13 protein-coding genes are annotated in these 14,922 nt (G+C 66.2%); 11 read left to right on the top strand and 2 right to left on the bottom strand.

All coding sequences use genetic code 11. From position 1 onward, the window contains the following. Positions 1 to 21 precede the first annotated feature (21 nt). The 3 genes from APT63_04890 (at position 22) to APT63_04880 (ending at position 2,744) form a co-directional block, all read left to right on the top strand. Positions 22 to 1,056 carry a 2,3,4,5-tetrahydropyridine-2,6-dicarboxylate N-succinyltransferase gene (locus APT63_04890; GenBank protein AMA45013.1) on the top strand — a complete coding sequence of 345 codons (1,035 nt, stop codon included), beginning with the start codon at positions 22 to 24 and terminating at the stop codon, positions 1,054 to 1,056. 75 nt (positions 1,057 to 1,131) lie between these two features. Then, on the top strand, positions 1,132 to 2,337 hold the full coding sequence (locus tag APT63_04885; protein AMA45012.1) for a cysteine sulfinate desulfinase: 1,206 nt from the start codon (positions 1,132 to 1,134) through the stop codon (positions 2,335 to 2,337). Beyond that, positions 2,334 to 2,744, top strand: a complete 411-nt coding sequence (locus tag APT63_04880; protein ID AMA45011.1) for a Fe-S metabolism protein SufE — start codon at positions 2,334 to 2,336, stop codon at positions 2,742 to 2,744. The genes APT63_04885 and APT63_04880 overlap by 4 nt, the downstream gene beginning before the upstream one ends. Here the strand turns inward: APT63_04880 and APT63_04875 are convergent. Next, positions 2,723 to 3,547 (bottom strand): tRNA cyclic N6-threonylcarbamoyladenosine(37) synthase TcdA, encoded by an 825-nt coding sequence (locus tag APT63_04875; protein AMA45010.1) that lies wholly within the window; start codon positions 3,545 to 3,547, stop codon positions 2,723 to 2,725. The genes APT63_04880 and APT63_04875 overlap by 22 nt on opposite strands. A gap of 246 nt (positions 3,548 to 3,793) precedes the next feature. Here APT63_04875 and APT63_04870 point away from each other — a divergent pair, with 246 nt between their 5' ends. From APT63_04870 to APT63_04855, 4 genes are all read left to right on the top strand, one after another. Next, on the top strand, positions 3,794 to 6,394 hold the full coding sequence (locus APT63_04870; GenBank protein ID AMA45009.1) for a beta-(1-3)-glucosyl transferase: 2,601 nt from the start codon (positions 3,794 to 3,796) through the stop codon (positions 6,392 to 6,394). A gap of 280 nt (positions 6,395 to 6,674) precedes the next feature. Next, complete coding sequence (locus APT63_04865; GenBank protein ID AMA45008.1) at positions 6,675 to 7,826, top strand: succinyl-diaminopimelate desuccinylase; 1,152 nt, start codon at positions 6,675 to 6,677, stop codon at positions 7,824 to 7,826. Further along, positions 7,826 to 8,638 (top strand): SAM-dependent methyltransferase, encoded by an 813-nt coding sequence (locus APT63_04860; protein AMA45007.1) that lies wholly within the window; start codon positions 7,826 to 7,828, stop codon positions 8,636 to 8,638. The genes APT63_04865 and APT63_04860 overlap by 1 nt, the downstream gene beginning before the upstream one ends. A gap of 20 nt (positions 8,639 to 8,658) precedes the next feature. Next, on the top strand, positions 8,659 to 9,033 hold the full coding sequence (locus tag APT63_04855; protein AMA45006.1) for a hypothetical protein: 375 nt from the start codon (positions 8,659 to 8,661) through the stop codon (positions 9,031 to 9,033). 92 nt (positions 9,034 to 9,125) lie between these two features. Here APT63_04855 and APT63_04850 read toward each other — a convergent pair whose 3' ends face one another. Next, the gene (locus APT63_04850; protein AMA45005.1) at positions 9,126 to 9,335 is read right to left on the bottom strand and encodes a cold shock domain protein CspD; all 210 of its coding nucleotides are present in this window, start codon (positions 9,333 to 9,335) and stop codon (positions 9,126 to 9,128) included. Positions 9,336 to 9,552: 217 nt separating this feature from the next. Between APT63_04850 and APT63_04845 the strand changes: the two genes are divergently transcribed. The 4 genes from APT63_04845 to APT63_04830 all read left to right on the top strand — a co-directional run bounded on the left by APT63_04845 (position 9,553) and on the right by APT63_04830 (position 14,237). Then, positions 9,553 to 12,039, top strand: coding sequence for a glycerol-3-phosphate 1-O-acyltransferase (locus APT63_04845; protein AMA45004.1), 2,487 nt, complete (start codon positions 9,553 to 9,555; stop codon positions 12,037 to 12,039). 82 nt (positions 12,040 to 12,121) lie between these two features. Then, positions 12,122 to 12,829: a hypothetical protein gene (locus tag APT63_04840; GenBank protein ID AMA45003.1), complete on the top strand. Its 708-nt coding sequence runs from the start codon at positions 12,122 to 12,124 to the stop codon at positions 12,827 to 12,829. Between the two features lie 89 nt (positions 12,830 to 12,918). Continuing rightward, complete coding sequence (locus APT63_04835) at positions 12,919 to 13,389, top strand: hypothetical protein (GenBank protein ID AMA45002.1); 471 nt, start codon at positions 12,919 to 12,921, stop codon at positions 13,387 to 13,389. A 158-nt stretch (positions 13,390 to 13,547) separates the two neighbouring features. Continuing rightward, positions 13,548 to 14,237, top strand: coding sequence for a hypothetical protein (locus APT63_04830; GenBank protein AMA45001.1), 690 nt, complete (start codon positions 13,548 to 13,550; stop codon positions 14,235 to 14,237). The last annotated feature ends 685 nt before the right edge of the window (positions 14,238 to 14,922 follow it).

The raw sequence follows: 14,922 nt of genomic DNA, 5'->3' as shown, positions 1-14,922 counted from the left end.
TTATTCGCAAGAGGTAACTGCATGTCCACTACCCTGTTCAGCCTGGCCTTCGGCGTCGGCACCCAGAACCGCCAGGGCACCTGGCTGGAAGTCTTCTACGCGCTGCCTCTGGTGGCCCCTTCCAGCGCCCTGGTCGAGGCGATCGCCCCGGTACTCGGCTACGAAGGCGGCAACCAGGCCATCACCATCAGCACCACCCAGGCGGCGCAACTGGCCGAAGCCGTGCGCTCGGTCGACGCTGCCCAGGCCGCCCTGCTGACCCGCCTGGCGGAAAGCCAGAAGCCGCTGGTGGCGACCCTGCTGGCCGAGGACGGCGCGCTGACCTCGACCCCGGAAGCCTACCTGAAGCTGCACCTGCTCTCGCACCGTCTGGTCAAGCCCCATGGCGTGAGCCTGGCCGGCATCTTCCCGCTGCTGCCGAACATCGCCTGGACCAGCCAGGGCGCCATCGACCTGGCCGAACTGGCCGAGCAGCAGCTCGAAGCACGCCTGCGCGGCGACCTGCTGGAAGTGTTCTCGGTGGACAAGTTCCCGAAGATGACCGACTACGTGGTCCCGGCCGGTGTGCGCATCGCCGACAGTGCGCGGGTTCGCCTGGGCGCCTACATCGGCGAAGGCACCACCATCATGCACGAGGGCTTCGTCAACTTTAACGCCGGCACCGAAGGCCCGGGCATGATCGAAGGCCGTGTCTCGGCCGGCGTGTTCGTCGGCAAGGGTTCGGACCTGGGCGGCGGCTGCTCGACCATGGGCACCCTGTCCGGTGGCGGCAACATCGTCATCACCGTCGGCGAAGGCTGCCTGATCGGTGCCAACGCCGGTATCGGCATCCCGCTGGGCGATCGCAACACCGTCGAGGCAGGCCTGTACATCACCGCCGGCACCAAGGTGCAGTTGCTGGACGAGCAGAACCAGCTGGTCAAGGTGGTCAAGGCGCGCGATCTGGCGGGCCAGACCGACCTGCTGTTCCGTCGCAACTCGGTCAGCGGCGCGGTCGAGTGCAAGACCCACAAGTCGGCCATCGAGCTGAACGAGGCCCTGCACGCCCACAACTGAGGCCTGCACTGACCTGAAGTGATAAGATCGGGCCTGGCTTTCTGCCAGGCCCGTTTCTTTTCCAGGTCCACCATCATGCTCCAGCCCTCCCCCTGGCGCGCCGACTTCCCCGCCGTCGCCGCCCTGCACCGCCAGCACCAGACCTATCTGGACAGTGCGGCCACCGCCCAGAAGCCCCAGGCCATGCTGGACGCCCTCGCCCGTTATTACGGGGGTGGCGCCGCCAATGTGCATCGGGCCCAGCACGTGCCAGGCGCCCTGGCGACCCAGGCGTTCGAGGCGACGCGCAGTGCACTGGCCGCCTGGACGGGGGCTGGCGAGGCCCAGCAGTTCATCTTCACCCACGGGGCCACGTCGGCGCTGAACCTGCTCGCCTATGGCCTGGAACATGGCTTCGAGGCCGGTGACGAGATCGCCGTCAGCGCCCTGGAGCACCACGCCAACCTGCTGCCGTGGCAACAGCTGGCACGGCGCCGAGGCCTACGCCTGGTGATCCTGCCGATCGATGCCCAAGGCCGCATCGATCTGGAGCAGGCGCTGCAGTTGATCGGCCCACGGACCCGGCTGCTGGCGGTCAGCCAGCTGTCCAACGTGCTGGGCACCTGGCAGCCGCTGGCGCCCCTGTTGGCGCATGCCCGCGCCCAAGGCGCGCTGAGTGTGGTCGATGGGGCCCAGGGCGTGGTCCATGGCCGCCCCGACCTGCACCAGTTGGGCTGCGATTTCTACGTGTTCTCCAGCCACAAGCTGTATGGGCCGGACGGCGTGGGCGTGCTCTACGGCCGCACGCCGGCGCTGGCCCATCTGAAGCATTGGCAGTACGGTGGCGAGATGGTCCACCTGGCCGGCTACCACGAGGCGAGTTTCCGTCCCGCGCCCCTGGGATTCGAGGCAGGCACGCCGCCGGTGGCGGGGGTGATCGGCCTGGGCGCGACCCTGGCGTATTTGAATGGCCTGGACCTGTCGGCGGTGGCGGCCCACGAGGCTGCGCTGCACCGAGCCCTGTGCGAGGGTCTGGTTGCCCGCGAAGGCGTGCGTCTGCTGGGCGATCCGCAGGTGGCACTGGCCAGTTTCGTGGTCGACGGCGTGCACACGGCCGACATCGCCCACCTGCTGACCGAACAGGGCATCGCCGTGCGCGCGGGGCATCATTGCGCCATGCCGCTGCTCGAGCAGCTTGGCCTGGGCGGCGCGATCCGCGTGTCGCTGGGCCTGTACAACGATGGCGACGACCTGGCGCGGTTCTTCGACGCCTTCGACCATGCCCTGGCGCTGTTGCGATGAGCCTGTCGAACGCGGCCCGCGAGGCCTTGCAGGCTTTCGAGCAGGCCCACGGCTGGGAGCAGCGCGCGCGCCTGCTGATGCAATGGGGCCAACGCTTGCCGCCACTGGATGAAGCCGACAAGGTGGAGGCCAACCGCGTCCACGGTTGCGAGAGCGTGGTCTGGCTGACCGCGCAGGCTGTCGACGGGCACTGGCAGTTTCAGGCCGACAGCGAGGCGCGGCTGCTCAAGGGCTTGCTGGCGGTGTTGCTGGTGCGCGTGCAGGGGCTCGACCGGGACGCACTGGCCCGCGTCGACCTGCCCGGCTGGTTCGCGCAGCTGGGCCTGGAGCGCCAGCTCACGCCGTCACGCAGCAACGGCCTGCACGCCGTGCTGCAGCGCATGGCTCAACTGGCCGCAGGCGCCTGAGCCACGGCACGTTCCGAAGGTCGGCGCGCCCCGCCTACCAGTTTCTCCACCAGTTTGCTGGCGGCGACCATGCCGAAGGTCGCGGTGACCATCATCACCGCGCCGAAACCGCCGGAGCAGTCCAGGCGCACGCCTTCCCCGACGAAGCTCTTCTGCAGGCAGACGCTGCCATCGCCCTTGGGGTAGCGCAGCTGCTCGCTGGAGAACACGCACGGCACCCCGTAGTTGCGGCTGACGTTGCGCGAGAACTGGTAGTCGCGGCGCAGGGTGGAGCGCACCCGCGACGCCAGCGGGTCGTTGAAGGTCTTGTTGAGGTCACCGACCTGCACCTGGGTCGGATCGATCTGCCCGCCGGCACCGCCGGTGGTGACGACGGCGATCTTGCGCCGCCGGCACCAGGCGATCAGCGCCGCCTTGGCGTTGACGCTGTCGATGCAGTCGACCACGCCGTCGAAGCCTTCGTGGATGTACTCGACCATGGTGTCGCGGGTCACGAAATCGGCCACCGCATGGACCACGCAGGCCGGGTTGATGGCGCGCAGCCGCTCGGCCATGACCTCGACCTTGGCCCGCCCCACCTGCCCTTCGAGCGCGTGGGCCTGGCGGTTGGTGTTGCTGACGCAGACATCGTCGAGGTCGAACAGGGTGATCTCGCCCACCCCGCTGCGCGCCAGGGCTTCGGCCACCCAGGAGCCGACCCCGCCGATGCCGACCACGCCGACATGGGCGCGACGCAGGCGCTCGAGGCCGTCGTCGCCATACAGCCGGGCAATGCCGGCGAAGCGTGGATCTTCTGTGCTCATGTCGCCAAACCCTGGAAAAAACCGGCGCGCAGTATAAAGCAGTTGGCCGGATGACGAACCCTCGGCAGACCGGGTGCACAGCGCTGCAAGCCCTGGACGGTCCCTTCAAGGGGATTAATCCGCGCAAGCCTGCTTTAATAACCACTATTCACCTGGAAAAGCCCGTGCTCCCGGCAGGACGGAACCCTCACCTTCGGACAGCCGCCCACGCCCTCGTCGGCGCGGGCGTTGGAACCTCACACGCTTATGTCATCACGCAAATTCGGCCTCAACCTGGTCGTGGTGCTGCTCATCGCCGCCCTGTTCACCGGGTTCTGGGCCTTGATCAATCGCCCCGTGTCCGCCCCCGCCTGGCCCGAGCAGATCTCGGGTTTTTCGTACTCGCCGTTTCGCCTGAACGAAAGTCCACAGCGCGGCCAGTACCCCAGCGAGCAGGAGCTGCGCGAGGACCTGGCGCAACTGAGCACGCTGACCGACAGCATCCGTCTGTACACCGTCGAGGGCAGTCAGGCGCAGATCCCCCGACTGGCCGAGGAGATGGGCCTGCGGGTGACCCTGGGCATCTGGATCAGCCCGGACCTGGAGCGCAACGAGCGCGAGATCGCCCGCGCCATCGAACTGGCCAACACCTCGCGCAGCGTGATCCGCGTGGTGGTCGGCAACGAAGCGCTGTTCCGCGAGGAGGTCACGCCGGAAGGGTTGATCGCCTACCTGGACCGGGTGCGCGCTGCCGTCAAGGTTCCGGTCACCACCAGCGAGCAATGGCACATCTGGAAGGCGCACCCGGAGCTGGCCGGGCATGTGGACCTGATCGCCGCACACATCCTGCCGTACTGGGAATTCGTGCCGATGCAGGACTCGGTGCAGTTCGTGCTCGACCGCGCCCGCGAACTCAAGCAGCAGTTCCCGCGCAAGCCGCTGCTGCTGTCCGAGGTCGGCTGGCCGAGCAACGGGCGCATGCGCGGCGGGGCCGACGCGACCCAGGCCGACCAGGCCATCTACCTGCGCACCCTGGTCAACACCCTCAACCGGCGCGGTTACAACTACTTCGTGATCGAAGCCTACGACCAGCCCTGGAAAGCCAGCGACGAAGGGTCGGTGGGCGCGTACTGGGGCGTGTTCAATGCGGCGCGCCAACAGAAATTCAACTTCGAAGGCCCGGTGGTGGCGATCCCGCAGTGGCGCGCCCTGGCCGTGGCCTCGGTGGTGCTGGCCCTGCTGGCCCTGGCGCTGCTGCTGATCGACGGTTCGACCCTGCGCCAGCGCGGGCGTACCTTCCTCACCTTCATCGCCTTCCTGTGCGGCTCGGTGCTGGTGTGGATCGCCTACGACTATAGCCAGCAGTACAGCACCTGGTTCAGCCTGACCGTGGGCGTTCTGCTGGGGCTGGGGGCGCTGGGCGTGTTCATCGTGCTGCTGACCGAAGCGCACGAGCTGGCCGAGGCGGTCTGGATCCACAAGCGCCGTCGGGAATTCCTGCCGGTGCACACCGACAGCGCGTATCGGCCCAAGGTGTCGGTGCACGTGCCCTGCTACAACGAGCCGCCAGAGATGGTCAAGCAGACCCTCGATGCCCTGGCCGCGCTGGATTACCCGGACTTCGAAGTGCTGGTGATCGACAACAACACCAAGGATCCGGCCGTGTGGGAACCGCTCAAGGCGCATTGCGAGCGACTCGGCGAGCGTTTCCGGTTCTTCCACGTGTCGCCGCTCGCCGGGTTCAAGGGCGGCGCGCTGAACTACCTGCTGCCGCTCACCGCGCCGGATGCCGAGGTGATCGCGGTGATCGACTCGGACTACTGCGTCGATCGCAACTGGCTCAAGCACATGGTGCCGCACTTCGCCGACCCGAAGATCGCCGTGGTGCAGTCGCCCCAGGACTACCGTGACCAGCACGAAAGCCTGTTCAAGACGCTCTGCTACAGTGAGTACAAAGGTTTCTTCCACATCGGCATGGTCACCCGCAACGAGCGCAACGCGATCATCCAGCACGGCACCATGACCATGACGCGCCGCTCGGTGCTCGACGAACTGGGCTGGGCCGACTGGTGCATCTGCGAGGACGCCGAGCTGGGCCTGCGGGTGTTCGAGCGTGGCTATTCGGCCGCCTACGCCCACGACAGCTACGGCAAGGGGCTGATGCCGGACACCTTCATCGACTTCAAGAAGCAGCGCTTCCGCTGGGCCTACGGCGCCATCCAGATCATCAAGCACCACGCCGGCGCCCTGCTGCGTGGTCGTGGCAGCGAGCTGACCCGCGGACAGCGCTACCACTTCCTGGCCGGCTGGCTGCCCTGGGTGGCCGATGGCATGAACATCTTCTTCACCGTCGGCGCGCTGCTCTGGTCGGCGGCGATGATCATCGTGCCGCAGCGGGTCGATCCGCCCCTGCTGATGTTCGCCATCCCACCCCTGGCCCTGTTCGGCTTCAAGGTCGGCAAGATCATCTTCCTCTACCGCCGGGCGGTGGGCGTTGACCTGAAGGACGCCTTCGCGGCGGCCCTGGCGGGCCTGGCGCTGTCGCACACGATCGCCAAGGCGGTGCTGTACGGGTTCTTCACCCGCAGCATGCCGTTCATCCGCACGCCCAAGCATGCCGACAGCCATGGCGTGCTGGTGGCCATCGCCGAGGCCCGGGAGGAGCTGTTCATCTTGTTGCTGTTGTGGGGCGCGGCGGCAGGCATCTGCCTGGTCCAGGGCCTGCCCAACATGGACATGCGCTTCTGGGTGGTGATGCTGCTGGTGCAATCGCTGCCGTACCTGGCGGCGCTGGTGATGGCGTTTCTGTCGTCGCTGCCACGGCGGGAAACGCTGGCCGAGCGGGCTTCCCATGAGCAGGGCGCGTGAGTCGAGGGTCGTGGCGTGCGAAATCCGGCGCAGTCAGGGGCCACCGCGCGGTCGTGTCGGACGTGCCCTCGGCGTGGCTTTGATATAAGATAACGGGCTTTATGCGTGGCTTCGGTTCGTCAGGGTCTGGTCGATTCTGGGACCGCTGCGCGGTCCATCGCGGCACTGGGGCCGCTCCTACCGGTCGGCCTCATGGCTCGGAGGGGAGCGGTCCTGTCGCACAGAGGCCGCATGATGACGCCGACCACCTCGCCCCCTCGCCCTGCCCCTGGAGTGACCCATGACGGCCTCAGCCGACCTCTCGCCTACCCTTCAACTGGCCTGCGACCTGATCCGCCGTCCGTCCGTGACCCCGGTCGATGCCGATTGCCAGGCGCAGATGATGCGCCGCCTGGAACAGGTCGGCTTCGCGCTCGAGCCGATGCGCATCGAAGACGTCGACAACTTCTGGGCCACCCATGGCACCCAGGACGGCCCGGTGCTGTGCTTCGCCGGTCACACCGACGTGGTCCCCACCGGCCCGCTCCAGGCCTGGACGCATCAGCCTTTCGAGGCGCTGATCGACGAGCAGGGCATGCTGTGCGGACGGGGCGCCGCCGACATGAAGGGCAGCCTGGCGTCGATGGTGGTGGCCAGCGAACGTTTCGTGCGCGACTACCCCGACCACCGTGGGCAGGTCGCCTTCCTGATCACCAGCGACGAGGAAGGTCCGGCCGACCATGGCACCAAGGCCGTGGTCGAACGCCTGCGCGTCCGCCAGCAGCGCCTGGACTGGTGCATCGTCGGCGAGCCGTCCAGCACCTCGCTGCTCGGTGATGTGGTCAAGAACGGCCGCCGTGGCTCGCTCGGTGCCACCTTGACGGTGCGCGGCAAGCAGGGCCACGTGGCCTACCCGCACCTGGCGCGCAACCCGATCCACTTGGCCGCGCCTGCGCTGGCCGAACTGGCCGCCGAGCATTGGGATGCCGGCAATGCGTTCTTCCCGCCGACCAGCTTCCAGATCTCCAACCTCAGTGCCGGTACCGGCGCCACCAACGTGGTGCCGGGCGAGCTGACGGCGCTGTTCAACTTCCGCTTCTCCACCGAGTCGACGGTCGAAGGCCTGCAACAGCGCGTCGCGGCGATCCTCGATGCGCACCAGCTGGACTGGTCGATCGACTGGTCGCTGTCCGGCCTGCCGTTCCTGACCGAACCAGGTGACCTGCTCGATGCCGTGGCGGCCAGCATCCACGCCGTGACCGGCCGCCAGACCCAGCCCTCCACCAGCGGTGGCACCTCGGACGGGCGCTTCATCGCCACGCTCGGCACCCAGGTGGTCGAACTGGGCCCGGTCAACGCCACGATCCATCAGGTCGACGAGCGTATCCTGGCCAGCGACCTCGACCTGCTCACCGAAATCTACTACCAGACCTTGGTGAGGTTGCTCGCCTGATGCTCGCCTGTCCGCTGTGCCATGCGCCCCTGTCGCGCCTCGACAACGGTGTGGCCTGCGCGGCCGGTCACCGCTTCGACCGTGCGCGCCAGGGCTACCTGAACCTGCTGCCGGTGCAGCACAAGAACAGCCGCGACCCGGGCGACAACCAGGCGATGGTCGAAGCCCGTCGCGGCTTTCTCGAGGCCGGCCACTATGCGCCAGTGGCCCAGCGCCTGGCCGAGCTGGCGGCCGAGCGCCACCCGGCCACCTGGCTGGACATCGGCTGCGGCGAAGGCTACTACACCGCGCAGATTGCCCAGGCCCTGCCTGAGGCCGACGGCTATGCCCTGGACATCTCCCGCGAAGCGGTCAAGCGTGCCTGCCGACGCGCCACCGAGGTCACCTGGCTGGTCGCCAGCATGGCGCGGGTGCCACTGGCCGATGCCAGCTGCCAGTTCATCGCCAGCGTCTTCAGCCCGCTCGACTGGCAGGAGGCTCTGCGCCTGCTGAGCCCCGGGGGCGGCCTGATGCGGGTCGGCCCGACCCGCGATCACCTGATGGAGCTGCGCCAGGTGCTCTACGACGAGGTTCGCCCGTATGCCGACGACAAGCACCTGGCGTTGGTCCCGGCGTCGATGCAGCATGCCCACAGCGAAACCCTGACCTTCCGCCTGTCACTGGCCGAACCCCAGGCGCGCGCTGACCTGCTGGCAATGACGCCCCATGGCTGGCGCGCCAGCGCCGAACGGCGCGCGCAGGTGATCGACCAGCCCGAACCGTTCGACGTCACCGTTTCCATGCGCTATGACTATTTCGTGCGCCAAGACTGAGCACACCTGGAGCCCCTTTGATGCGCCAACCCGATATCGAGATCTACCTCAAGGACAGCGACGTTTCCCGCCATCAGGTGACCACCTGGCTTGAGCAGGCGCTGGGTCAATGCTCGGCCTGGCAACAGCAGGGCCAGACCTGGAAGTGCCGTGCCGGTAACATTCCGGTCACCTGGGTACCCAATGCTGTAGGGAAATGGAACAGCCTGCTGTTGGAAAGTGACCAGACCCCATGGGAGGACGACATCGCCTGCGCCCACGCCGTGTACGCCGCGCTGCAGGTGGAAGTGCGTTGCGCACCGGGCAGCTGGGTGGAAGAAGAAGGCGAAGAAGATGCCGACCGCTGGGTGCGCATCAGCGCCGATGGCGAGCAGGAAATCACCTGGCGGACCTGACCGTCCTGGCGTGGCAGCCTGCCTGACCACGTCCTGCCGTCCGGCGTCCTGCGCATCGGGCCACGCCTTGTGGGGCGCGGCCCGACGGTGCTTCACAGGCCCAGGACGTCCTCGGCCTGGAGGCCCTTCTGGCCTTCGACCAGGGCGTATTCCACCCGCTGACCTTCGAGCAGGGTACGGTGCCCTTCACCCCGAATGGCCCGGAAATGGACGAAGACGTCCGCGCCCCCTTCCCGCTGAATGAAGCCATAGCCCTTGGCATCGTTGAACCACTTCACGCTTCCAGTTTCACGAGACGACATCGGTACCACTCCTGATCTTTTGTTTTTGACGAGCATCGCAGCCCTGCGGCTCCTGCAAGGCCTACACGACTCAAAGAAGTTTCCTGCAAGCTACGGACCGGATTTCGCATCATGTATCCAAAAAACCCTGTCACGGACTTTTGCCGAACACTGACGGATCCGGCAGACTGAGGGCTCGTACACCCCTTCACCCCGTCCAGCCAGAGCCCTGCCCCCGATGACCCGTTCTCCCCTGCGTCGCCTGATGTTCGGCGCCCTGCGCCGCGTGCTGTACCTGTGGGTGCGCTCCGAGACCATCAACCCGTCGTCGCCAGGGCTCAAGCCCGATCCCACCTGCCCGGTGGTCTATGCGCTGCCTTCGCCCTCGGCGAGCGACCTGGCAGTGCTCGACCGTGAGTGCGTCAAGGCCGGTCTGCCACGCCCGGTGGTGTCCGTGACGGTGGGGCATCACCAGGAGCCTGCGGCATTCTTCTACCTGACACCGGAAGCCGACTGGCTCGGGCGCCGCGACAAGCGTGGCGCGCCACCGGCCCTGCGGCGCATCGTCGAGACGCTGAGCGAGCAGGCCGAAACGGATGTGCAGATCATTCCGGTCAGCGTGTTCTGGGGCCAGTCGCCGGACAGCGAGTCGAGCCCCTGGAAGCTGCTGTTCGCCGACAGCTGGGCGGTGACCGGACGCCTGCGCCGGTTGCTGACCATCCTGGTGCTGGGCCGCAAGACCCGGGTGCAGTTCTCCGAACCCTTGCGGGTGCGCGCCCTGGTGGCCCAGGGCAAGGGGCCCGAGCGCACCGTGCGCCTGGCGCAGCGCCTGCTGCGGGTCCACCTGCGCAACCTCAAGACGGCCGTGATCGGACCGGACATCTCGCACCGCCGCCACCTGGTCAAAGGCTTGCTGCACGCCGAGCTGGTGCGTCAGGCGATCGCCGAGCAGGCGGCGCGCGACGCCATCCCGCTGGCCAAGGCCGAGGCCCAGGCCTTGCGCTATGCCAACGAGATCGCATCGGACTACACCTACACCGTCATCCGCTTCCTGGAGGTGGTGCTCAGCTGGTTCTGGAACAAGATCTACGACGGCATCAAGGTCAATCACATCGAGCAGGTGCAGGACCTCGCGCCGGGGCACGAGATCATCTATGTCCCCTGCCACCGCAGCCACATCGACTACCTGCTGCTGTCCTACCTGCTGTTCCGCAATGGCCTGACGCCTCCGCACATCGCGGCCGGCATCAACCTGAACATGCCGGTGGTCGGCAACCTGCTGCGTCGCGGCGGTGCGTTCTTCATGCGGCGTACCTTCAAGGGCAACCCGCTGTACGCCGCCGTGTTCAACGAATACCTGCACACGCTGTTCACCAAGGGCTTTCCGGTCGAGTATTTCGTCGAGGGCGGGCGCTCGCGGACCGGTCGCATGCTGCAACCGCGTCCCGGCATGCTGGCCATCACCCTGCGCAGCTTCCTGCGCTCGTCGCGCACCCCGATCGTCTTCGTGCCGGTGTACATCGGCTACGAACGCGTGCTCGAAGGGCGGACCTACCTGGGCGAGCTGCGCGGCGCCAGCAAGAAGAAGGAATCGATCTTCGACATCTTCAAGGTCATCGGCGCGCTGCGCCAGCGCTACGGCCAGGTGGCGGTCAACTTCGGCGAACCCATTCGGCTGGCCGAGTTCCTCGACCAGCAGCGTCCGGATTGGCGGACCTGGACCGACGCGCCCGAGGCCCGGCCGGAGTGGCTTAACGCGGTGACCACCCGCCTGGGCGATACCGTGGCCCAGCACCTGAACGAGGCCGCAGCGATCAACCCGGTCAACCTGGTGGCGCTGGCGCTGCTGTCCACCAGCCGCCTGGCCCTCGACGAGCGCGCCCTGCGGCGGGTGCTCGACACCTACCTGGCGTTGCTGCGGCAGGTGCCCTACTCCCCCCATTCGACCCTGCCCGAGGGCGATGGTCTGGCCCTGATCGAACACGTCAAGGGCATGGGCCTGCTGTCGGAGCAGAGCGACGCGCTGGGCCGCATCCTCTACCTGGAAGAGGCCAACGCGGTGCTGATGACCTGGTACCGCAACAACGTCCTGCACATCTTCGCCCTGCCAGGCTTGCTGGCGAGCTTCTTCATGAGCAGCTCGCGCATGAATCGCCAGCAGATCGGCACCTACGCCGGGGCCCTGTACCCCTACCTGCAGGCGGAGCTGTTCCTGCGCTGGTCGCCCGACCAGCTCGAGGCGGTCATCGATCAGTGGCTCGATGCCCTGGTCGCGCAGGGGCTGCTGCGCCAGGAGAACGGCGTGTACCTGCGCCCGGCGCCCAGCTCGCGCCAGTTCGTCCTGCTGACCCTGCTGGCGCGGGCGATCACGCAGACCCTGCAGCGCTTCTACATGGCCACGTCGCTGTTGCTGGACAATGGCCAACGCCGCCTGACCGCCGAAACCCTGGAAGGCCTGTGCGTGACGATGGCCCAGCGCCTGTCGATCCTGCACGGGCTGAACGCACCGGAGTTCTTCGACAAGAGCCTGTTCCGGCACTTCATCCAGACCCTGCTGCGCGAAGGCGTGGTGCGCGCCGACGAACAGGGCCGGCTAAGCTATCCCGCCCGCCTGGGCGAGTTGGCCGAGGGCGTGGCCAAGCGCGTGCTGTCGGCCGAACTGCGCCTGTCGATCCGTCAGGTCACGTCGAACACCGACACGGTGAGCGGCGTCGACGCAGGGTAGCGTTTCAGGCTTCATCCAGAGGGGGCGGGACGCGCAGGATCGGTGCGCTGCATCGATTCTCACCCACTGTCTGGAGTCCCCCATGACCCTGTCTCTTACCGGCACGCTCAGCCCTCCCGCCCTACCCTCGCTCGACGACGGCGCGCCACGCCTGTTCGTCTCGTTGATCGGCCACCAGGGCGATGATCATCAACTGTTGGGCACCTGCGGCGGCCAATGCACCGGCGCCCCCGCGCCTTTCACGCTGACCCTAGATCCGACGGCAGCACAGCGTTTCACGACCTTCACACTGGAAGCCCGCTGCACGGTCGGCCTGGGTGAAGAGGCGATCATCGCCCAGTTCCTGGACACGTATGCGCTCGAACAACTGGGCCAGGCCCAGTCTTTCGATCTGGTGCTGAACCCTACGGACACTGCGCCCGAGGCTGCTGCTCCGCAACCTGGCTCGTTCGTCGTGCTCGAGGGCGGCGTGTCGATTCCCGCCGAATTGCGTCAGGCACAAGCTTATCTGGACTGCACCTTGTTGCTGATTCAGGAGGATGGCTACAGCAATCGCTACTCGAGCAACATCGCCGAGCACTCCGCCTACCTGGAAGGTGACCAGGCGACGTTCGCGCTAACGGTGGACCTTGCCGCATTGCCATCCGACAGCCGCTGCAAACTGCACATTGGCCTGTACAGCCTTGACCGGACCCAGCTATACGCCGGCACCGTGCTGAGGGACATCGACCTGAACGCCGTGCCCGACCTGTCCGCGCTGACGCTGCGCAAACCACGCCGCAAACCATGACGCCGAGCCAGACACACCCGTAACCACAGCCTGCCTCTGTCTGCTCAGGCCCAGGCGCGTGGAGCCACATTCATATCAGGAGTTTCACCATGGAATACACACTCAGCCAGCTCACCCTCAACCTGGTCTATCCAGCATCGCTGCATCTGCCCCAAGGCGCGCTCATGACCTATGCCCTCGAAGATCATGCACGCGCTGACGCCGCGGCCGTCACGCTCGCGCGTCAGACGATACGGTGCGTGGGCACGCCGCCCGCTTCGCTCGTTCTGCACTACGATCCGCGCGCAGTGGATCCCAAGGGCAGCTTGAGCATTCAGGTCAGCATCGCGTGCGAAGGCAACCTGTTGCTGATCAACGATGAACAGGTGCCCGTTGCCTGGCCCGACATCGCTCCTGTCACGGTCCCATTGGTCATGGTCGATACAAGGCCCCGCGATGGCATCCACGGGGGTAACCTGATCGATGGCATTCACGGCGGCAATCTGATCGATGGCATCCATGGCGGTAACCTTGTTGAAGGCATCCACGGCGGCAACCGGATGGAAGAACACAGGCAGTGAAGCGCTGTGGCCTGTCAGCTGACGACCGTGCGGCTGGCCCGCCCCGATCGTCGGCCAGGCAGGCCACTCGTACCCTGCTCACTGCCTTCTCCTTGCTGTGCGGACGCGTACCGATCCGGTACGCTGGGCCCGCTCATTGACCTCGCAAGGAACATCCCATGCTTCGCACGCCCTTCCGTCTCGCCCTTTTCTGCACCAGCTTGCTGTTCGGTGCCCACGCCATGGCGCTGTCGCTGGGCGACCTGACCCAGACCGATGCCTCAGGTGGCCTGAAGGATGCGCTGATCCAAGGCGCACAGGTCGCCGTCAAACAACTGGGTACGCCTGGCGGCTTCAGCAACGATCCCGAGGTGCGCATCGAGCTGCCTGGCAAACTGGGCAAGGCTGCCAAAGCGATGAAGATGCTTGGGCAGGGCGCTCAGGTCGAGGCCTTGGAGAGCAGTCTCAACCAGGCAGCCGAGGCAGCGGTGCCCCAGGCGCAGGTGATCCTGGTGGACGCCGTGAAGAAGATGAGCGTCGCCGATGCCAAGGGCATCCTGGCTGGCGGCCAGGATTCGGCGACACAGTACCTGGACAAGAGCAGTCGCGAGGCGATCCGCGCCAAGTTCCTGCCCATCGTCAAGGCGGCGACCGATAAGGTCGGCGTGGTGCAGAAATACAACAGCTTCGCGGGTCAGGCGGCAGCCCTGGGAATAGTCGACACCAAGAATGCCAACGTCGAACAGTATGTGACCGAACAGGCGCTCGATGGCCTGTTCAAGCGGATCGCCCAGCAGGAGCAGAGCATCCGCCAGAATCCTGCCGAGGCAGCGACACGCTTGGCAAAGAAGGTTTTTGGCGTGCTTTGAAGCACCTCGGGCTGCTCTGCAGCCCATCGTATAGCAAGGATGTGGCTACACGGCCGGCGCGTTCGTCAGTCGAAGCCTGCCAGAGCGCTCTGTTTTCCTGTCATTTTTGCCAGTGGTTTCTCCTGCTGCTTTCTCTCAAGCTCATGCTCGATCCTCGAACGGGAGTAAACAGCTCATGGCAGCGCCCACACTAAACTTCTTTTACAAGAACAACACCCTCTCTACCGTGCAGACGGACAATGACCACCACGTCATAGTCAGTGCCAACGCGCACAATCTGAGCGAGACGACGCGCTTGGAGGCGCGCTTGTTGGCCACAGACGTGCAGCAGTCGACCGTCACGGTCGCTTCGGAAAATCGAACGGCGTTTGCGTACGGACCTTACGGCCACGACGATCGGCATTCCGATGCACGGGTGATTTCCCGATTCACCGGCCAACCCTGGTTACCCTCGGCGGTCGGTTACATGCTGGGCAACGGCCATCGGCTGTTCAGCCCAGCGATGATGCGGTTCTACAGCGCTGACAGCCTATCGCCCTTCGAGGCAGGAGGTCTCAATGCATATGCCTACTGCAACAATGACCCGGTCAATCGATCGGATCCCAGTGGTCGGTATTCGATATTTAAATTATTGAGGGGAGGTTATAGGCCCAAGACCATTATTAAAAATATGATGAAAGAAGAG

The sequence above is a fragment of the Pseudomonas monteilii genome (assembly GCA_001534745.1).
In the GTDB taxonomy this organism is placed as follows: Bacteria; Pseudomonadota; Gammaproteobacteria; order Pseudomonadales; family Pseudomonadaceae; genus Aquipseudomonas; species Aquipseudomonas alabamensis.
This window is presented reverse-complemented; position numbering and strand designations above follow the sequence as displayed.